The organism is Scytonema sp. NUACC21, assembly GCF_054684315.1.
In genome coordinates this window covers 223,142-243,851 of sequence record NZ_BAAFZH010000109.1, presented here as the reverse complement: position 1 = coordinate 243,851, position 20,710 = coordinate 223,142, and the positions used below count along the sequence as shown (strand labels likewise).

Below are 20,710 nucleotides of genomic sequence, written 5' to 3'. Positions count from 1 at the left end.
ATTTGCATTTAAGACGACAGTTGCGATTGGATGAACTCATAACCGCGATCGAATCGTGGTATCATCCTACAATTAAATTTGTTCAGTTCATTTATAATATCAGGACTATCAAAATCTCTTGAGTTACGATTGAGAAAACACGCAACGGTTGGTTGATTCATTTGGAGGTGCGAAATTACTGATGCATAAACAAGAGCATCTTGTGGTTTCAAATCATACGGCTCTTCGTATGTTGCTGCTTCAGTAAGAATATCAGCAGTTAATGGAATGACTTCCGTATTCTTCAAAAGTCGATCTCTATACTGCATAAAGCGTTGACTTTCATCCTTGTTGCTCTGAACCAACAGATTTGCAATATCTTGAATGCTATTGATGCGAGTTGTGTAAGATGCGGTGCGTGCAAGCTGCCGTAACTCAGTATCAAGTACTTGCTGGATTTCTCTACGATTCTTTGCTTGACGACTCAATTTCTCATGTGGTTCGGCTAGACTGTACGCTGGGACGACAAGCTTTATACGTCCTGCCTCACTTAGTTGCAGAATTTGCTCGCAACTGACAAACTGCTCTTGCTGAAAAACAAGTTCCAAGACAAAGTTAGTTTCAACGTAAACGTTCACGCAACTGCCTCGCGACCGAAACTGCCTCCTGCGATAGCAGCATAAAGACCTGAGTCAACTAGCCATCGCTCTAGTTCATCCGTTTCATCAAGAGGCAGCTCGTTATAAATAATTTTTGATAGCCAAGCTACTACTATGAGTTCGAGGCTCTGACTACTTATTTTTTGCTCTTGTGTTATTCCAGCTTTATCAAGATAAGGCTGAATGATGGGACGTGCATCGATAGCATAAGTCGGCTCGCTCATGTCAAGTTGTGCATCTTCATTAGCCCACAGATAAAACTTGTCAGGGAAGACCATGAGGAAGTAAGGGGCTTTTGGGTAGATCCCGTGGGCGAGAATATTGCTTCGTAGTTGGGAAGCCCACTCCTGCGAAGCATTGAGTTTACCCTTAACCTGAACGGCAAGCACCAGTTGACCGTCTTTGTTGTAAACTGCTAAATCCCAGCCAGTATCCCGTTGAGCAAACATGAGCGAAGATTTTCTCGTATGACTTACTACTTACTATTGTGACGCAGGACGAGATATTCGTCGCTAAATTTCATGGCTCAGTTGAAGGTGTGAATGCTGCCTATGGTATACCGTACCATCACTGCGGGTACTGAATGGTACGATGCAAGTTTTGGCATGGTACTAATAGGAGTCATTTTCAATTTCAGCCGTATCGCCCTACCTATTCCTTAAATATTCCCCCGTCCCCCTTCGCTACTTTAATCAAATTAGAATTAAAACAAATTAGAATTTAAAAACCGCTTTTGGTTATAGGAAGAACTAGAAATTGAGGCACTTGCGAGAATTGCTAAATTAAATTCTACAAGGTTAGGAGCATTAATTTTACAGGGAAGCTCCAGCTGATGAAGAATTGACGGTCATTAGCTCAAGTGCTAACTAAAAATGACGGTTATCTGTGGTAAAAGGTAGAATTAAGGGAAATTATTACATCAAACTTCATTGAATGAAAATGAGAATATCATCAGTTGCAATAGACTGATTAATTTCATATGTTTATAATTAGAGATATATCAATAAAAAATTATGTTTTCTGAAGATTTTTTTACCAGATTAAAACTGACAACAATAGATTTATTAGAACACTCACTCTTGGAGAAGATTGCTCAATTAGAAGCAGATGCCAAAACTCAAAAAGATTTTTCTGCTTCCATCTCAGCAGAGACTGTTCCTGACGATATGTATTTTCAAGCTAAACGAGATTTGATAAAAACTCATTTAATAATTCCTGAAAATTATTGGATACAGAAATATGAATTTCTCAAGCAAGTTTATGGTGTATTTCAAAGAAATGACGGGAACTTTAATTTATTAAATCCTCACGCTCCATCAGCTTTTGATTTCTCTAATGATGAAGATACGGATAAAAACAATATATTTGATGCAATAGTTACCTTAGAGGATAAGAGTAGCAGGAGCCAACAAGAAGATAACCTAAGTCTCAATCCTAACCGTCAAGTTTTTTTAACTGAAGATAGCCTGATTTTCTTATTGGCTACCCATAATGTAGTAGAATTAGAAAAGACTTTAGACGTAGATAAACTCAATTTATCAGATTTAGAAAATTTATTAGGCATAACGCCAAAACTAAAACCCAAGACTGAACCCAAGCTATCTAAAATTACACCCTTCCCTACGCCTGCACCTCTGAGAGTTGGAGTTGAGGCTCACTACCGTCCCGATAAATGGAAGGAGAATACAGATAACTATGGCGTTTATGAAGTAAAGAGTAAAAGTAACCCGAATAATCGAGTAGAAGTTTTTATCTCCGGTGAAGACAGTGATTTTCTAGCATTAGAAGCAGCACGTCAAGTCATTGAGTTAATGGGTATTGATGCTGCTAAAATGCAGTTAGTATTTGCTTCTCATCTATTTAAGCAAACGAATTCTGTCTCATCTAAATTTACTTTAAAAGGGACGGATATTATTAAGCAAATTGGCTGGGATAAGAAACATCGTTTAACGGTTTCTAAAAAATTGGCTGCAATTGCTAGTATGGCATTTCATTTAGGAAGGATGCTAATACAATGTACTTGGATTGAAGGAAAACCATTAGGTAAAAAAGTTGATGCTAGTGTAAGCGTTTCTCCTCTTTGGGTAGTTGAGGTTGAAGCTCACGGGCAGATGAATGTATTGACAGGAAAGAGTGATGACCCAGATGAAGTATATATTACTGTAGCTCCCGGTCTTTGGGCAGAAAAATGGCTAAATAAAATGGGACACAAAGCAGGGGAAGCACTCTATCAATTTGGTTGGTTAGCCACAGAGATACTAAAAATCGATCCATATCATGATGAATTAGCATTAAAGCTTGCGATTCATTTAACAATGACTAGCCGCATTAAATTACGAGACAAAAATCAGTACAAACATAAAGTTGGTAGCTTGTTAGAAGCCGTAGAACTTGAAGCTCGAATTAATGCAGCGCGTCAAGGTGCTCGAGAAGCTTACAATCTGAAGCAACAATGGGATAATGCAATAACGTTATTAATGACTATGGGCTGGCAAGTTACCTTTGACGATACCACTTACCCAGAATGGCTAAAACCCAATAGCGAAGCTCAGAAACCATCTAATGGGAAAAAAGAGAAAATTATTGACCGACTCTGGCAAGCTATGTTAATTATTAAACCTCCAGAGCCTATTCCTAGCAAGCTAGCAATTCAAAATAAACCACTAAAACCGAAGCCAGATAAACCTGCCCAATCTCAACCGATGTTGACTGGATCTGATATTCGGAAACAAAGGGAAGCTAAAGGAATAACCCAAACAGCCCTGGCTAATTGGATAGGGAAAACCCGAGCTTGGCTGTGTATGGTAGAGAAAGGTAAACGGAAAATCAGCCAGAAAGAAGCAAAAGAGCTAATTAAGGGGATCGACTTTTTGACACTAAATTCAACCCAAGTTTAATCAGGTCACCTGTACTCCCTAATCGGTTAAGCATTTTTAGAGTTATAAAGTTATATGAGTCATAATTAACTGTCTAAGCTTATTCTTTTTTGAGAAACTTACTTGGTATTGAGCCGAGATCCTGACTCTGTTGGCGAATTCATGTAAGCCGCAATTTCTGGCGCGATTAACTACGACATCTCAAAGGTTTCCGGATAGTGAGCTCAATTCGCCAACAGAGTCAACGCTTCTAACACCATTGTGCAGCTGGCTGGTCTTGACTGTGGAAAGAACCATGACTCCGGCGTGTGTGATTGGAATTATGCCAGAAAGAAAAAACTTGACTGACGTGTCGCGATTAAAGAACTTTAGAAGGATGTTATGTGGAAAAATTTTATATAATAAGATTACTTAAGGTAGTTATACGGAAAAATTCCCTATAAGATCCAAATATGAATATTATATAGAAAATTCTGTATAATCACTCGATTTGAGGTAGTTATATAGAAATTTTTCGCATAATAAATAGTTAGGCTACACATTATGTTCTTTAGTGAACCAATTTAATAACCTTTTTAGATTTGGAAAAATCTTGTTAACGACCTGGACACTTGTATGACGCAAGATGAATGGATAAAAATTGCTTTTGGACTAGCTGGTGGTGGTTTAGTAGGCTCTCTTATCACTAATTTATGGACTGAATGGAGAAATAGAATTACACCTATCGCCTACAGAATTGAAAACGATCGCCTTTTTACTCCTACTCAAGAATTTTCCACTCTTCAAGTCAGCATTACTGTCTTACATGACAATGAACCTTACAGTTTTAATAATTTATTTATTGCACAAGTAGAGCTAATCAACCGAGGAAATAAAGATTTAGATAAACTTACTTATGGTATTTCTCTCGATGGAGCCAAGAAAATTATATTTGCTGAAACAGAGGGGCAAGATCGGCATCACGTAATGACTCCTGCTGAAGTCGCTTGTCCTAGTACCCCCCTAACCAAAATGGACTTTACTTGTCAGCCTTTTCATCGAGGTAACATATATCGTCTTAAGTTGTATGTAGTTTCTTTAGAGGGTGATGCACAACCTGCTGATATTAAGCTGTCTTCTCCAGATCCAATTCGTTTTGTTGAGGCACCGTCGATGGGCGAAATACTTCAGGAAACTTTGCTAGGAACAGCTATTGCAGTGGGACCTTTTAGAGTTTCAATTCGATAGTATTTACATAAAAATCTGTGGTTGATAGATCGAAATCCCTTAGCATATGTTGCCTAACAAGCGCGTGCATACGGAACGGAGATATATACTGTTGGGTATGATGCAAATGTTGTCGCCGTCCGGTGACGCGCTAACCGTTAGACTGCTTACTCCTCGATAGGGACAGTACTCTGAGATCCCTGTAAGGGATGCTGGAGTCAAGTTACGATATGTTCGTAAACTTGTTGGCAAAATAAACTATTAAAGTATGCTTGAGTTTTTGCACTCCGCACCGTACTTTCATCAAAAGTTGGCAAAAAGGGAAAAAGTGAGCCTACTGTCTCCAGCCGCAAGTCTCGGAACCAACGTAGAGATGAGGATGTGCGCTCGTGGGAATACTTGTTACCAAAAGAAGTGGATGCAATGATGAAAGCCATCAAAAAGCATGGCGGCAGACACGCGCATCGTGATGCAACGCTGGTTCGGCGACGGTATTTTGTCTGGGTGACATTAATCAATCCCAGTTGGAAAGAGCTTTCCAAGATCGTTTCAGTTAATTTCTTTCTTTTCACATAATTTGCTCATCCCATCTCTTGTCAACCGTATGTTCATGCTTTTTGGTGTAGCACATTTTTTTCAATAATAGCTAAAAGGTAGACATAGCAGTAGTTTTCAAACCCGGAATGCACGCTCTTACAAGATTCTCGGCTGTTAACAACAAATGCCCCATCGCCGGATATGCTTTTTGTTAACAATAAAAAACTTGTCAAAATTGGCTTAAAACCTTTACATAATAAGGCTTTTGGCTGTTAACAACAGGTTAACAACAAATGCCCCATCGCCTGATAAAGCGTAAAAGTAGCGAAGACAAATTTTGCCGCCATGCACAGCTTGAAAACTTTGCTGTGAAAGAGTTACAGAAATAAAATCGCTCTCATTCACCCCTAACCGGAGAAAAAGCTTGTTTTGGCTGTACCAATTAAAGTCACTAGTTTTTGGCACAGCGTTTTGAAACGTAGCCACAAGGGTTTCAGGTTACAAAAATGAGAGGGGTTCAAATGGTACGGCTAAAAGCAATGGATCTGGTCTGCCAAATCCGCTCTTTTTAGGGAAAAGTCAGTTTTTTTTCTGAAACATAGTCTGAGTAATATTTTCAGACGACGCATGGCGGCAAAATGCGTCTTGGCTACTTTTACCCCGATAAAAACGCCCCATCTCCGGATATGCTTTTTGTTAACAATAAAAAACTTGTCAAAATTGGCTTCAAATCTTTACAGAGTAAGGTTTTCGGCGGTTAACAAGAAACGCCCCATCGCCGGATAAAAACGCCCCATCGCCGGATAAAAACGCCCCATCGCCGGATAAACTTTTTTTGGAATCCTTACTAGATAATGGTTTTAGACGTTGTTAACAAATAGATCATATTGATCAATTTTGATCGGCTTGCCAAGTGCCTAGTACGGAATGTGGTTTATTCAGAGTGTCTAATTTTGCCGAGATAACTCTGTGAAGATTTTTATACCTAGTGCCTTTGCCTATACCATCTGCAATCCCTCGCAAGATCCATCAGCTTTTTCTCTGTTAAAGGAATATCAACCTTTAGAAGATGTGTTGATGCTTAAGGGAGGTGAGAATTAATGAATACTTCTCTAAGTCCTGCTGAGTACCAAGAGCTTGTTACTGGTAGTGCCATCCATCCCGCACTCCTTGAGGGCAATTTCATTCATTTAGAAGGAGATGCCGTTTACTCTTATCTTTTTATTTCTAACCAAATCCCTCGTAAGAACGCCGGGAGAGTCCGCGATGGTTTCTTAAAGCTTTATGAGCACGCAAGCAGTGGTGGATTGTGGATTTCTGGACTCGATCCCTTCGACAATTGGAACAGGATGGAGTGGGGACGCTTTAAGCCCTCCAATCCCCGTATTAATACAGTAAAAAACAAACCCGTAAAATACGAATCTCCTCCCAAAACCCAGAACCGCGTTACCTATTTTCATGTTCCCAACTGTATTTGGGACTTAGTAGCGCGACGGTATAAGATAAAACGATATCACTCTCCGCTTGCTTTACGGTTACAAGACTTTTTGCATCCTCTAAATTTTTGGGAGTGGGTACGGCGGCATCCAGAAATCCCTGTGATACTGTGCGAGGGGGAGAAGAAAGCTGCTTGCTTGCTCAGTCTTGGATTTGTTGCGATCGCACTCCCCGGTATATGGAGCGGTCGGGTTGGCAAAAAAGACTTTGATGAACGCCTGCACCCTGACTTGTTGCCATTAGCACAAAAGGGACGCCAGTTTGTTATTCTTTTCGATTATGAAACAAAACTTAAAACACGGTGGTCAGTCTTCCAAGCAACGATTCGTACTGGCAAGGTAATTGAAGCTTGTGGTTGTGCCTGTGAGGTAGCATTACTACCGGGACCGGAAAAAGGTGTCGATGATTTTGTAGTCGAACGTGGAGAAGAAGCTAACACCCTACTGACTGCTATTATTGATGATGCCAGAAGCTTGAAAGATTATCAGCGCTCCTTCTTCATCAGCCACCGGGGTTTAAGCAATAAATACAAACCACACCTTCAAGTCAATGTCAAGTATCTCTCCGAAGCTGTTAGATTACCACAATCCGGTTTGGTTGTATTGTCGAGCGACATGGGAACGGGGAAAACTGAGTTGCTTCGACAATGGCGCAACGAGCATCCAGAAATGCGATTTCTGAATAACGGACACCGAGTTAACCTGCTTAAAAATTTGGCAGAACGCCTCAACACGCAGATGTACTGCGATTTAGGTTATACAGGTTTAACCCAAGCAAAAGCTCTTAGTATTACTGTTGACAGCTTGTACAAACTCAACACTGATGCCCTAACTTATGGATGCGTGTTTATTGATGAAGCTTGTCAGTACTTGACTCACCTACTGCACAGCAAAACCTGTAAAGAACATCGAGCGCAGATTTTGGAGGTACTGGAATATATAGTTTACAATGCACCGCTGGTGGTTATTGCCGACGCGCACATGGACGATATAACGGTGGACTTTTTTAGGGCGATGCGTCCTCATGGGGAAGAGCCGTTCATTATCAAAAATGGGTGGAAAAATGGCGATCGCACTGTTCATTGGTATGAAGGTGAAGATTCTTCTGCTCTGGTTGCCCAAATTTCAGCTTCCCTCATGATGGGGCAGAAAATTATGGTGGTTTCTGACTCCAAGCGATTTATAAAAAAACTGGAACACTCGCTAGCTATCCAAGTACGGGTGGAAAATCCTGATTCTGGCAATTCCTTACAAGGACTAAAGGTATGGGCGATCCATTCTGATAATTCTGGTAGCGAAGAAAATATAGTTTTTATTAAGGATATTACCAATTCCGTTAAAAATTTAGATGTCTTGCTAGCTTCCCCTAGCCTGGGAACTGGGGTAGATATTCCTGAATATCATTTTGATGCAGTTTTTGGGGCATTTCACGCAATTTCTCAAACCGCTACTGAGTGCGCTCAACAACTTTATCGATATCGTCCAAATGTACCCATTCATATATGGGTTGCACCAAGACCACCCTTTGGCTATCTTGACACCAATGCCAGCAAAATTAAAGAGCGGTTGTTGCAAACGAATGAAATAACAGCTTTCCTCATCAGGATTGACCGCGAGACAGGTAAGAGAGGTGCTGAAAAAGATTGGGCATTGGATGCGTATTGCAAAATTCAAGCAGCTCGTCACCAATCGATAAATAATCTTCGGACTAATTTACGTAATTTGTTGACCGAAATGGGTAATCAAATTATACCTATGGGGGCTGAGGCAAATTATCTTGCCCAAAAATCCCTAAAAGATGCTGCCTTGGTATTAGACACTGCCTATTATACAAGTGTTGCTAAAGCCAAAGATATCTCGCCTACTGAATATCGCCAGCGTCAAAGTAAAGACTATTTAAAGCCAGAAGAAATTTTTGAATGTGAGAAATTTCGTATCAAAGATGCTTATGGTATGGAGGTTACAGAATCACTTGTCGAGAAAGACGATGGTGGTCGATTGCTTGCTGCGATCGCATCACTAGAAGCGATATTATCAGCACCAGATGGTCTAATAAAAGATGGTCACACCGGACTGCAATATCCCGCACCACCAACAATTGTTGCAGAGAAAGACCGCTCGGAGAGATTACACCTGCCATTATGCATGGACTGGAGTAATTATTCAGCACGTTGGTTAGCGAGATTTAATTTGGGATTGGGTGGCATTTTGAAGCGATTAGTAGCAGGCGAGGAAATGACTGCCACCGATCCAGACTTACTGAGAATGACTGAAAATGCCATATATTGTGCTGCTCACGTTAAAGCCATTTTAGGTTTCACAGTTCCCCCTGACTGCAAACCCATGTGGCTGCTAGCTATTTTAGTGGAACAACTAGGATTAAAGCTGACTTTTCGTAAAAAAGGAGCACGAGGTCAACAAGTCAAACTGTATTCTCTTTCACAAGAGGATTTAAAGTTTGCTCTAGCGGTCATTGCTCATAGAAAGCACAAGCGGGCGTTAAAGGAAAAACGCGAGCAGGATGTAGCAGAAGAACAACAAAGATATCAAGCCGGAATACAAGCTCAGTACGGTGTTGCACCACGTAATGACTCCGTATCCTCCCCCCCTACTAATGGAGACTATTCATCTCTAGAGATGGGGGTAGATACCAATATCCGAATAGAAGTAGTAGACATTGATAAAGAACAAGCAGATGAGTGATAACTGTACGTTCGCTCCTGATTGAAGGGAGAGAGGAATTAATGCCTGACAGGGTAAGGTTTCAATGCGGCTGTGGATCGGGGAAAAACCCAGCCGTGTAATACGTGGAAAAGGGGGATTGATAGCAATGGTGTAATACATGGTAAACCCAGCCCAGAGAATCCGTGTAGTGGATGATTACTAGGTGTAGCAAACTGCAAAAATCATCATCAACAGTTGCCAAGATCCTAGTTGACGGTGCGAAACCCAAAACCTTTACAGCGATTAAGATACACGAAATAGGAGCTGCTGTGACCCTCAACAACCACATCTTGTTCACTTTTGAGTTGACTGATTTTTGATTCTTCTTTAAGACGACAGTTGTGATTGGATGAACTCATAACCGCGATCAAATCGCGGTATCATCCGGCAATTAAATTTGTTCAGTGCTTCATTCCGTGTGGAAGTTGAGGGGGTGAATGCTGCTAAACAGCAAGGCTGCAAGCGCGATCGCTTTCTGCTAGGTTTAGGGAGTAAAAAGGATCGTAGTGCCGTAATTCCATTCTAGCCGTTATCTTGGCTCAATCTCTTATAAATTTGCTTTTTCTACAAGTCTTTGTAGTAGTTCCTTTTCCTCTACCGTTGCTTTACGGATACGCTCAATCATATAGCAAGCTGTATTCTTATTAACACCAATTTCCTTAGCAAGCTTACGCACACTGATACCTCCAGGTGTATTTAGTACAAGATGAATTGCTACAAACCATTTTTGTAATTCTACATGCGTCTTATGAAAAATAGAACCAACTGTAACGCTATAAGAAGTGTAACAATAATGACAATGATATCTATGTTCGTTCTTGTATGCTGTAGCATTGTTGGAACCACAATATGGGCACTTTGATTTTCCATTCCATCGGATTTGCTCAAGAATAGCAAGACATTGTTCATGATTTAGCGTCATCTTTAGACTCCTAACTCTGAGTCTAAAGATGTCAAAAATTACTCCTGAATAAAAAAATGGATAAAATACTAAAATAAAGCACAGAGGCAACTTACCTAAAATGTCTGTGTCTTTATACTTGATATGTTTTATTTACTATAATTAATTAACTCTCTATAACCTTCTTTTGATACTCTCAGAAAAAAAATTATTAACTTCAAACAGTGCGTCTCTGCATATCTAAAAATTTTGCTAACAAAGCAAAATCCGAGCAGTATTTTATTCTGAGTGACATGAAATTATCCAAGAGCACGCTAACGTTCAGTTTCAAAACTTAGTCATTTGGCGTTAGTTGTCGCAAAATTATTTGCAGCGCTGCCCCAACGATTAGCGCGTCCTTACTTAAAAATTAAGTTTTATAGTGTCATGTATTTTTGAGTTGTTTAATAAAAGCAGTTTATTTCATATACACAGAAATTTGACAATTTTGCCAAGTTCTAATACGAGCACATATGTCAGAGTTTTGACCACTATGCCCAGAACCCTATAAAGTTGAGTTTCTGGTTTGTACCTGAATTATCAAATGCTCCTAACTATTCACACTGTAGACAGTGTCTAGAATGTAGAATTACCTTTTGACCAGACTTTCAGCCATTTCAACAGTTGAAAGTACATATAAATGTGCGAAACCACACTATCTACTGTCCTAGTTAACGGTATAGTTCCTGTTAGAAGTAATCAATATCATCTAAGTTGTACATCAAACTTGAGTAGCTGCGGGCTAGAAAGAAAGCTTACTAAATATCCGTGAAACGATAACATTGCCACCAAATAGTGCTTACACTTCTGATTCTCAGGCTGACAGCAAGCTTTTCTTTTAAGCCACGCTTTCGTCGGCCAGATTATAATTCCAGGTGCAGCAATATTATCCTTTTAATCACACTAAAAAGCCTACTTTGAACCCTTATAAACTAAGTTAAAGTCAAACAGCCTTTGAACGAAAAAATAAGGGGTTGAGCTTGTTCAAAAAAGTTCAGTTCAGTTCTGTTTTAGATAAAGTTGGGCTTAACGTATCTTTTTAGTCAGTTTCTACTCACGAGTTGCCTAAACCTCTGGAAAGATCATGATTGAGCAGTTCAAAATGTTTTTAAAAAATCTAGAGCAAAGCCTATCTAGCAATGATTTATCTAAAGAGAAAATTAGAGAGATTTCTGAATCACTACTTAGCTTTGAGATTAACATTATGAAAGCTAAGGAAAAGTACGGTACCTTGATAAAAAAATATTTAGATAAAAACAACCCTTTCCCTTCTCAACCGAAGAATTTTGCTACAGACTGCAAACAATATTTGGATCTTATCTCATATTGCATTATTATTGACCCCGATCATTCTCAAAACTTTCTAAAAACCTGGGGAGTTGATTTACCTCTGGGTAAGGGTAAATCTCTTCTAGCTGAATCTGTCTCAGAATACATCGATGCATTCACCAAGTGTCGTGACGACAAAAAACTGTTTGAACAACTTACCTTTGACCGAGAATCAAATAATAGTTTGGATCATAACTTATTCAAACCGTACTTTGGTTACTTGGTAGAACAGCTCAAACAATACAAATCTAAATAAACTAAGTCTACTCCAAGATAAACAAGTTATTAGGGGCTAGAGCTTTTACTCTGCTTGCTAGCCCTTAGTTCGTCTAATCCTTTGCCAAAGCTTTCAGATCGCTCTAGACCCTGTTTTGCTTGGCTTAATTTATAAGATATTTTTTGTTGAATATTATTTTTTCTATAGTTAAGTGTATTTACAATTTCATTGACATCTTTTATCAAATCAACTTCTGATTCATTAAGTTTTTTACTCAAACTACTTAATCGAGCTATATTATTATCCAAAAATAACAGTTCATTTTCTAAAGCTGATGAATACCTCTCGAATTCTTCTTGTATTTCCTTGTTTAAATTTTGGTTGTCTTTGTTGACAGCATTTAGCCTTCTTTGTATAGCTTTATATCTTGCATTAGTAAAGTATAAAATCAACCAAACAAGCAATAAAAGAAAGATTCCAATTAATAATAGAGGTAATACTTGTTCCTGCGGAATCTGTAAGATTAGAGCTACTGCAATTAAAAATAGGATAATAACTGAACCCGTTACCAGATAACCACTCTCCCCTGTTAGTTTCTGTACGGGGATTTTTAATAAATCTATAAGGCTTATAAATGGCATTAAAAGATATTCTACCGGATTTCCCGTTTTCGGTTCCCTTGCGGGTTCTTCTGATTTTAGTAAGTGTTCTTCATTTGACATTGAATATACCTCAGATAAACAAATACAAATTACTCTTAAGTATACTACGCATATAGAAAAAATCAGCTAGTAAAACTTTTTTTAAAATATGAGTTTATTGAGATAATACTAAAGGCGCTTTTACAACCCCTTTTTGCCTTGGCGACTAGAAATCGCAGCTATATAAACAAAGTCCGCCTGGTATCTGTGTGCGGTGACGTGACGGCATTTCCCCTCAGGGCAATCTCCCGAGTCGTTCACTGTTTGTTGTCTATCAGTGCTCTCAAACTGTCTCGCGCTCTCAATTGCAGAAAATTAACCAGCCCCTACAATTAGGAGCTGACTGAAGCATCAGTGTTGTTGGTATTTCTCGTAGCCTTTGGCATATCCCAAAAGATAAAAAGGATTTTGACACTGTTGGGGAATGCCAAAGCCCCCATGATATTTACCTCGGTTAAAGCAGCACCAATCACCGCTTTGCCAAAGGTTTTGGTCTTTCAGCCTTTCTTCAAGAGGGGGAATCTCACGTTCAACTGGTTCCCAGTCCTGCACAACGTAGTGAAATCCTTCAAAATATTCTGGATACATGAGGTTACAGGTGAAACTTCATCTCCGTGCAAGCGTGAGCTTGAATTAAAGAGGAAAAACCCACTGATGTTTTACCAGTGGGCTATCGGTGATGGGTAAAGTTACTGTCAAAAAGCGTTAGTAAGGAATATCGTCGTCGTCCTCTGAAAAGTCGTTTGCCCCTACAGTCACCAATTCTGGCTCGGGTACAGTTTGGGACTGCGCGTCTACTGTGACTACTGGGCGCGTCGAGGCTCCTAGCATTGGCAACCGTTCCCGTAGCGCACAGTCCACGGAGAACTTGTTTTCACCCAACTTCTCAATCCTGCTGATGACGAGCATCAATGGCTTTTCAGGATTGGGTCGCCAGCCAGATTCTAGTAAGATGGTGACATTGCCTCGCGATAGCACTGTTCGACCATCCAAAAGGTGCAACTTGTACACCGTTCCGTATTCTCCATCAGAGGATGAAATATAAGAGTGAAGCTGGTACTCTCCAACTCCAAGCTCGTGCATTTTGAAGGAGTTACCTGGAATTTGCCGTAACAAAGGTAAGATAGGTTCTTCGTTGATGACTGTGGCTTCTACGTCTGCTACGCTAAGATTCAAATCCCGGCTAGCTAGCTGGATGGGAACCCGAAATACATCTCGATTCTTGGACACGAAGGAGCAGGTAGCTTTGGGGTACTTATTGCCGCTAAGGTCTTCTTCCTCGGTAACAACTACCTTCCCCTTGAGCTTACCGCAGTGTAGCAAGTCGCCCTTTTGAGTAATAGGAAATTGGTTATCTCCTAGCTTCAAGACGATGCTTTCACCATCCCGGAAGATGGCGGCGGCGTACACTGTTTGCATGACACCACCATTCGCTTTGACTAGGAGTACGCTATCTGGGTTGAAATGCTCAAGTTTCTCGTATTCAATGAGTTCCAGAAACTTGAGCAATGGTTCGGATTCCGCAGGTGGTAGAGAATCCAGTCCGATAGTATTCCACGTTTGGGTCAGGTCATCTCTTAAAATGAGAGACGGAAACGCAGACCCATTGAATTCAATTGTTGTCGCCATCTATTTATGTAAAAAACATCACCCCGGACGGCGCGTGAGCGCAATTGTACCCAAAAAATCTATTTTCAACTTCATCTCCTAAGCAGACTGAGTATATGAAGAAACTAGCCGATAGCTTAAAAGCTAAGATTTTTGAAAAAATTACTGGCTTTTATTAGTAAATGGCGGTATAAGAGTAACAATTGAGAGAAGTTGTGACTGGGAAAACCTCGCCTTACTGATAATGAAGTGGTCTATATCTACATATAATTGCTTTCGCAGATGTCCAAGGCAGTACTTTTTCAACAACATAATGGCATCCCATAATGCCAAAGACCCAATTCGCCGGGAAGCATTTATACTCAAACAACTAAGCAGTCTTGATGAATGGCGAGGTTCTTTAGTCCACCGTGCCATCGAGAAATACTTAATCCCATCTTTGCAGGAACGCAAACTCATTTCAGAAAGCGATCTCACTGAAAAAACTATTACTTTAGCAAAAAAGCAGTTCGATTTTTCTGAACAACAAACATATAAAGATGCTAGTTTTAAAAAAAAGGACGCAGGAGATTCTTTTCTCGCCTTACGAGAACATGAGTATGGGATATCAATTCCTCAAATAGACATAGATAATTTTTACGAAGACATTAGGCAATGCTATAAGTTTCTTTACTCACACACAAAATTCTTGAGATTTTTGCTAGATGGTGATAGCTATATTGCAGAACCTCTAATAAATTTTAAATTTAACGGCTGTACGCTAGTCGCTAAGCTAGATTTGGTGATGAGTTACAGTAGCAGTAAGCTCTGCATTATTGACTGGAAAATCAGCCGCAGTCAAACTAGTGATTACTCCAAACAGTTAAATTTCTATGCACTTGCAGCTTTGAATAAGTGGCGTAGCTATAAAGTAGGAGATTTATTTTTGGTTGAAGCAAATCTTCTTCAGGGGAAATTGGTAAAACATTTTGTTCGTGGAGAAAATCTGCTTCAAATTGAGGACTTAATTTACCGCAGTCTTTTAGATATTCGAGCGCTAACTGGTGACCACAAATATAATCTCGATAATTTAGATGACTATGAGTATGCAAATAGTCCGATGTCCTGCGAATATTGTAAATTTGAAAAAATGTGTGTGAGGTTCTCTTCATGACTAACCATATTCTCAACCTCTTTGCTATCGAAAACTTATCAGAATTGCACTGTACCTACCAATTACTAGAGATCACTAACCTCTCAGAGAAACATAAAAATTACCTGGAAAATGTTCATCGGTTAGCTGGAATGGTAGCATCTTCAGTACGCAAGCCTGTTTGTGTGTACTGGCAGGATAAAAAAGCTTATCTTGCTACCACTGCTCCTGTAAATACCATAAAAACAGAATGGCGTTTAATACCCCACGTTGCACGACTTGTACCAGACTCTAAGATATATGAACTCAACTATAGCAATATTGCCCCCGATCAAGTAAAGTTAGCGCTTAGGTTACTAAGCTATGACATCCGTACTGCGTTGAGCAAAGCCCCAGAAATTTGGAATGATACTTATGGGTCATTTTATTTTCGAGAAGCAGTAAATTCAAAGGACGATAGTCAGGTAGATGTGCTACCGGGCTTCGTTTACCGCCTTCATTATTTACCAGATAAAAGGATTTACATCTCTTTAGACTCTACAATACGTTATGTTGATAGGTTATCTCTTTTAGAGTATCTTAATAATGGTGAAGAGTTAAATCATTATAAATTTCAACATTTTCTTTACAAGTTTGGTTCACAATGGTATCGAATACAACTCATGGGAACCACAGATAGCTCTATTGTTGAGCAATTATTCTATTCAGAAAAAGACAATAAAACATACAATGTTTATGATTATACGCTGGAAAACTGTGGCTCTTCTCGTCCAATTTTCATAGAGCAGCTAGACCCAAATTCAATTGCTATTAACTATCAGTACCCATATAAGACAATAGAACGTTATGGAGCGGCTGCTTTATGTTTTAAAACGTATAAAACTCATGATTCCAAAGTATGTAACTTACATCCACACTCTATTTTAGAAGCAGCACAACGATTACAAAAAAGTAAAAAATTCATAGATGAATACTTTCAAGAAATTTCTTTTGGCAGCAGTACAAAACTGCTAGTTCCGGTACAACCTTTAAAGAAATCTGTAGAAAAGTTTGAAATTCCTGATTTACTTTTTGGTAATGAACAAGTTCTCCATGTTAAGCAACATAATGAAGATACAGGAGTAAATATTCCAGACTACGGAAAAACACGCTTGAGCTTGCTGCTAGACGAAAAAGCGGGATTACTTGTAAAAGAGCCACTCCAACTCCAATATATTTTTATACCCAAGTCTCTTCATCGCTCTATTGCTAAGAAGTTCCAAAGTAATTTCGAGTATCAAATGAAAAAGTTTTTGTCTCACTCTTACAATCTGGAAAAGATTGTCTATGATGACGAAAAAGCAAAAAATCTACGTCAGCAGGTAGAAGCAATTAAAGGAGAAGTTGAAAAAAATAACATTGATAGAGGATGTGCATTATTAATCTTGCCAGAACAAGCTCATCCAGACCTTCATAACTTTATTAAACGAGAACTATTTGAAACTTTGCAGTTTCAATGTATAAATGCAGCCAAATTAAAACAGTTTTTCTTCTTAAATTCAAATAATGAACACGTTCTCAACGACAAGAAAAAAGGAAAATATTATGCATACATACGCTACACAGTGCTGGGAATGTTATTAGTTAACCGCCAATGGCCCTTTGCACTTAAAACTCCTCTTTCCTACCATGTATACATTGGTATTGATGTACTTAATAATGTTGCAGGATTCACTTACATATACAATGGCGGCAAAAACTGCTATTTCCGATATTACCCATCTGTGCAAGGAGAAAAACTTACAGAGAGACAAATTACTAGCATCCTCAAAAAAGATTTACAAAAAGATATTAGCGCACTGAATTTACAGCCAAACTCAATTGTTATTCACAGAGACGGACGTAGTTATGCCGAGGAACATAAAGGATTTGTCAAGGCAATTCATCCACTACAAAAAGAAGGATTTTTATCTGAAGATGTCCAGGTAGGAGTGGTTGAGATTCACAAAACCAGTTCGGCGCGTCTCAGGCTTTACTACGAACAGGATGAAATCATAGATAATCCTACTATTGGGGACTACTTCATTATCAATGACAAGGAGGGCATTATTTGTACTACTGGGTGGCCCTTTAACTTTTCCGGTACAGCCAATCCGTTGCACATAAAAGTTGCATACGGCAGTTTAGAGATTAAAAATGTACTTAGCGATGTCTTTGGGCTGGCACAGCTAGGTTCTTGGTCGGCCCCAGATAAAGCTGCTCGGTATCCAGCTACGATTAAAGTAGGAGATACTTTCCTTGAACCCATTGCGAGCGATTCTGATAATGAGGCTGCTCTTTATAGTGAAGATGAACCAGACGAGGAGGAAGTCAGTACGCACTTGAGTGAGGAAGATGAAGTGGAAACCTAAAGGAGGTTACAAGCGGTGAGTGGAATCGGAATAATTTCGCAAGAATACAAAAATACTGCTAATTTGTTTAAAATTCTTAATGAGTCTATTATTTTGCTGAAAAAACATCATTTTCATTTAAAGAGTGCAGAGAATATTACAGTACAAGAACTTTCAATTGCAAGAGAGAACCTTGCTAGTATTTTGAGTCAAGTTGTTACACAACTAAATGATAATAATTTGTCTGAGGATAATGAACAAGATTTGCCCCAAATACCACCATTTTTTATCAAACGCCTACAAGAACAGCATAAAGGAGATCTTGATTGGTATAAGGATGACCTTAAAGAAGTTCAACAAATTTTAAGTAACAATCAACAACTAACAGACGAATTTATAAATCGTCTTGATGAGTTGTGCGAACAACTTGATGCCGAGACTACAAGACTTTATCGCAAGCTACGAAGAAGGTAAATTAAAGATGCCATCACAGTTTTTCTGCGGACAAGTTCGGTTGCTGCTTAAACGTTGCTGGGCGCTAAGGAAGGATTTGCAGTCTTTGAAGACTTTACCAAAAGAACTGAACTTGTACCTTAACAACATAGATACTGAATTAGAAAAGTTGACACATGATATACAAAAAATTATTGATGACCCAGACTTTGGTGTCAGTTATCTGTTGAAAAACCAAGTAAACTCCTATAGACGCAGTGCAGAAGAAGTTAATATTTTAGAAACCTCAAAGCTGACTTTACTATATCACTTTAATCAGAAAGATTACTATTTTTACAGATTTGCTAAACTCTTTTGCAAAAATGTACAATATTCTGACGAATCTCCTTTGGTCAGTGCCCACAGTTCAGATTACTTTTCTGCTCTTCCTACGGTAAATATAATTAATATTCCCTTATGTGAAGATAATTTTTTATTAGCAATACCAGATTTTGTGCATGAACTAGGGCATTTATTTTACAACTGCTATGAAAACGAAATTCTTCAACCTTTTACAAAAAATATACGTCAGTATATTAAAGAACAGCGAGAAAGTCTAAAAAACAAAGCTGCTTCAAAAAGCTATCAGAATTACTTTAAGTTGTTAGAACAGACCTGGCTGCAAGAGTACATTATTGAATTTTCATGTGATATTTTTGCTACTTATCTTGTTGGTTCTGCTTATGGTTGGTCTCATTTAAGACTGGTACTTGAATCGGAGACAGAAATTTATTACCCAAGTTTTGGAGATGAAGGAACACATCCTGCGGATGAAGCCAGGATGCGAGCAATCTTGTTAACACTAAAAGAACTTGGAGAAACTGAGCAAGTAGAGAAGATTTCTCAGCAATGGGAACAGTTTAAATCAATTATGGTGGGCTTGCCTGATGGAGAATACGGGTACTGTTACCCAGATGAAATTTTACGCAAGCTTGCCCAACAGGTAATTGCTGTATGCGAACAGATTGGGTTAGTTCCTTACTACAAGCAACCTAATAGTAACGACAACTTACCGTCGCTAATGCAACAAGCATGGCAGCAGTTTCACGATAATCCAACCGGGTATGCAGAGTGGGAAACTCAAACAGTGGAGCAACTAAAATCGCTTTTGTTGCAACCCGTATCATGTTGATAATAAAAATTAATAATCCTATTCCAAATGTGTAGACGATTAAATATCCATTTCATTAAGTTAAAATCAAAGGAACCATAACGTTGTGTACTATGGACTGGACGCGTTATGGTTCCAATGGTGGTTTCTAGAAAGACTCACCTACAGATACAATTGCCTTGCAGTCGCTGTTGCCATTATTGAGCGACAGATTTAGCTCAGAGATTTGATGCTGCAAATCTTGCAGTTTCAATTGCTGAGACTGTACTTCTAGCTTTCGTAGCTCCAATATTAGCGTTTCCAAAACTGGCAGATTATCTGGGTTGAATTGAATCGCGATTGACTCGCTTGAACCACTCAGGTACAGGGTTGCTGTTCCCAAGTTTTCATTGATGAAACAACTGAGATAGCTGTTAGGTGCGATCGCAATGTTTGTGTTTCTGCTAATGTTCATTTCTGACTCCGTTGTGATTTAGATTGTTTCATGTGTCGGAAGCGAACGTGCTTTCCAGTAACGATTTCTGCAATGGCACTCACGTCCTCACCGCATTTGTATGCAGCCAGGATGTCTTTGGACTTGGCACTGACCTTGACATCCTGAAATTCAGTTGGTAGTTCATTGGGTTCAACCAACAGCACAACTGAGGGCGGATTGTTTTGGAAGTCAATGCGGCGCTCAACTCCAGCTACCTGCTCGCTCAGCACTCCCGAAGTATGCAACTTCAAGAGATACCCCTTTATTTGAGCTATCTGGTTGCGACGTCGTTGAATGACTGTAGAGTGCAGTTCTACAATCTTTTCTAACCGCGCCTCCCAGGTTTCCAGGTCTAGCTTCAACTGGTCAACAACGTAGGCGATCGCGTCTACTTTGGCGAATGTTGCTTGTTGCACATTGAGTTGGTCTTGTAGCAACTCTTGCAACTCTAATTCGTCCTCACAGTTGTCGATCTCCTCCCACAGTTGGGCAGAGGTGATTGATAGCACTGCAAGGCTGGCATGGTTGATATCGGTGGTTGTTGTCATAGATATTCTTAATGAGTGCGCTTCCATAGCAATTGAGGCTGTGCAAGCAATAGTTTTGTTGATGGTTTAGCAGAGGTCAGAATACAGGTAAGCATCGTGGTAATATTGACGTTCTTGCTCCCAAGCAGCCTCAGCCTCGGCTAAGGCAATAGCTTCGGCTGATTCAGGTTGCTCGATCGCAGTCAGCCATTGTTGTTCCAGTTGGTCAAACCATCTGGATAAATCGGCTTTTTGGAGTGGGGTCAATGTGGAATTGCTCATCATGCCAGGATTTTCCTCATACATCACTCCCTCTAGCGCGTGAGCGCTCT

General features: G+C 39.5%; 20 protein-coding genes. 9 read left to right on the top strand and 11 right to left on the bottom strand.

Annotation, left to right across the window (positions count from 1 at the left end):
* Positions 1–8: 8 nt before the first annotated feature.
* Complete coding sequence (locus ACYRY3_RS43310; RefSeq protein ID WP_460208017.1) at positions 9–617, bottom strand: PIN domain-containing protein; 609 nt, start codon at positions 615–617, stop codon at positions 9–11.
* Entirely contained in the window at positions 614–1,087 is a 474-nt protein-coding gene (locus ACYRY3_RS43305; RefSeq protein WP_460208016.1) for a hypothetical protein, read from the bottom strand. Before ACYRY3_RS43305 ends, ACYRY3_RS43310 begins: the two co-directional genes overlap by 4 nt.
* A gap of 564 nt (positions 1,088–1,651) precedes the next feature.
* On the opposite strand from ACYRY3_RS43305, the gene ACYRY3_RS43300 reads away from it, so the two are divergent.
* Complete coding sequence (locus tag ACYRY3_RS43300) at positions 1,652–3,535, top strand: helix-turn-helix domain-containing protein (protein ID WP_460208015.1); 1,884 nt, start codon at positions 1,652–1,654, stop codon at positions 3,533–3,535.
* Positions 3,536–4,129: 594 nt separating this feature from the next.
* A complete protein-coding gene (locus ACYRY3_RS43295) occupies positions 4,130–4,741 on the top strand; it encodes a hypothetical protein (RefSeq protein WP_460208014.1) in 612 nt (203 codons plus the stop codon).
* Between the two features lie 197 nt (positions 4,742–4,938).
* On the opposite strand, the gene ACYRY3_RS43290 is transcribed toward ACYRY3_RS43295, so the two are convergent.
* The gene (locus tag ACYRY3_RS43290) at positions 4,939–5,262 is read right to left on the bottom strand and encodes a hypothetical protein (protein WP_460208013.1); all 324 of its coding nucleotides are present in this window, start codon (positions 5,260–5,262) and stop codon (positions 4,939–4,941) included.
* Between the two features lie 244 nt (positions 5,263–5,506).
* Positions 5,507–5,743 (bottom strand): hypothetical protein, encoded by a 237-nt coding sequence (locus ACYRY3_RS43285; RefSeq protein ID WP_460208012.1) that lies wholly within the window; start codon positions 5,741–5,743, stop codon positions 5,507–5,509.
* 483 nt (positions 5,744–6,226) lie between these two features.
* On the opposite strand from ACYRY3_RS43285, the gene ACYRY3_RS43280 reads away from it, so the two are divergent.
* Together ACYRY3_RS43280 and ACYRY3_RS43275 are read left to right on the top strand one after the other, a co-directional pair.
* Positions 6,227–6,358, top strand: a complete 132-nt coding sequence (locus ACYRY3_RS43280) for a hypothetical protein (protein WP_460208011.1) — start codon at positions 6,227–6,229, stop codon at positions 6,356–6,358.
* On the top strand, positions 6,358–9,456 hold the full coding sequence (locus tag ACYRY3_RS43275; protein ID WP_460208010.1) for a plasmid replication protein, CyRepA1 family: 3,099 nt from the start codon (positions 6,358–6,360) through the stop codon (positions 9,454–9,456). The genes ACYRY3_RS43280 and ACYRY3_RS43275 overlap by 1 nt, the downstream gene beginning before the upstream one ends.
* 568 nt (positions 9,457–10,024) lie before the next feature.
* On the opposite strand, the gene ACYRY3_RS43270 is transcribed toward ACYRY3_RS43275, so the two are convergent.
* Positions 10,025–10,399: a transposase gene (locus ACYRY3_RS43270; RefSeq protein ID WP_460208009.1), complete on the bottom strand. Its 375-nt coding sequence runs from the start codon at positions 10,397–10,399 to the stop codon at positions 10,025–10,027.
* Positions 10,400–11,501: 1,102 nt separating this feature from the next.
* Between ACYRY3_RS43270 and ACYRY3_RS43265 the strand changes: the two genes are divergently transcribed.
* The gene (locus tag ACYRY3_RS43265; RefSeq protein WP_460208008.1) at positions 11,502–12,002 is read left to right on the top strand and encodes a hypothetical protein; all 501 of its coding nucleotides are present in this window, start codon (positions 11,502–11,504) and stop codon (positions 12,000–12,002) included.
* A gap of 29 nt (positions 12,003–12,031) precedes the next feature.
* Here the strand turns inward: ACYRY3_RS43265 and ACYRY3_RS43260 are convergent, their stop codons facing one another.
* The 3 genes from ACYRY3_RS43260 to ACYRY3_RS43250 all read right to left on the bottom strand — a co-directional run bounded on the left by ACYRY3_RS43260 (position 12,032) and on the right by ACYRY3_RS43250 (position 14,293).
* Positions 12,032–12,685, bottom strand: a complete 654-nt coding sequence (locus tag ACYRY3_RS43260) for a hypothetical protein (RefSeq protein ID WP_460208007.1) — start codon at positions 12,683–12,685, stop codon at positions 12,032–12,034.
* 330 nt (positions 12,686–13,015) lie between these two features.
* Positions 13,016–13,252: a hypothetical protein gene (locus ACYRY3_RS43255; RefSeq protein WP_460208006.1), complete on the bottom strand. Its 237-nt coding sequence runs from the start codon at positions 13,250–13,252 to the stop codon at positions 13,016–13,018.
* A 117-nt stretch (positions 13,253–13,369) separates the two neighbouring features.
* On the bottom strand, positions 13,370–14,293 hold the full coding sequence (locus ACYRY3_RS43250) for a hypothetical protein (protein ID WP_460208005.1): 924 nt from the start codon (positions 14,291–14,293) through the stop codon (positions 13,370–13,372).
* Between the two features lie 223 nt (positions 14,294–14,516).
* Between ACYRY3_RS43250 and ACYRY3_RS43245 the strand changes: the two genes are divergently transcribed.
* The 4 genes from ACYRY3_RS43245 (at position 14,517) to ACYRY3_RS43230 (ending at position 19,397) form a co-directional block, all read left to right on the top strand.
* Complete coding sequence (locus ACYRY3_RS43245) at positions 14,517–15,425, top strand: PD-(D/E)XK nuclease family protein (RefSeq protein WP_460208004.1); 909 nt, start codon at positions 14,517–14,519, stop codon at positions 15,423–15,425.
* Between the two features lie 359 nt (positions 15,426–15,784).
* Entirely contained in the window at positions 15,785–17,794 is a 2,010-nt protein-coding gene (locus ACYRY3_RS43240) for a hypothetical protein (RefSeq protein ID WP_460208003.1), read from the top strand.
* Positions 17,795–17,809: 15 nt separating this feature from the next.
* Entirely contained in the window at positions 17,810–18,247 is a 438-nt protein-coding gene (locus ACYRY3_RS43235; RefSeq protein ID WP_460208002.1) for a hypothetical protein, read from the top strand.
* The gene (locus tag ACYRY3_RS43230) at positions 18,204–19,397 is read left to right on the top strand and encodes a hypothetical protein (protein WP_460208001.1); all 1,194 of its coding nucleotides are present in this window, start codon (positions 18,204–18,206) and stop codon (positions 19,395–19,397) included. Before ACYRY3_RS43235 ends, ACYRY3_RS43230 begins: the two co-directional genes overlap by 44 nt.
* A gap of 127 nt (positions 19,398–19,524) precedes the next feature.
* Here ACYRY3_RS43230 and ACYRY3_RS43225 read toward each other — a convergent pair whose 3' ends face one another.
* The 3 genes from ACYRY3_RS43225 to ACYRY3_RS43215 all read right to left on the bottom strand — a co-directional run bounded on the left by ACYRY3_RS43225 (position 19,525) and on the right by ACYRY3_RS43215 (position 20,663).
* Positions 19,525–19,830: a hypothetical protein gene (locus ACYRY3_RS43225; RefSeq protein WP_460208000.1), complete on the bottom strand. Its 306-nt coding sequence runs from the start codon at positions 19,828–19,830 to the stop codon at positions 19,525–19,527.
* Positions 19,827–20,399, bottom strand: a complete 573-nt coding sequence (locus ACYRY3_RS43220) for a siphovirus Gp157 family protein (RefSeq protein WP_460207999.1) — start codon at positions 20,397–20,399, stop codon at positions 19,827–19,829. Before ACYRY3_RS43220 ends, ACYRY3_RS43225 begins: the two co-directional genes overlap by 4 nt.
* Positions 20,400–20,465: 66 nt before the next feature.
* Positions 20,466–20,663: a hypothetical protein gene (locus ACYRY3_RS43215; protein WP_460207998.1), complete on the bottom strand. Its 198-nt coding sequence runs from the start codon at positions 20,661–20,663 to the stop codon at positions 20,466–20,468.
* Positions 20,664–20,710: the final 47 nt, after the last annotated feature.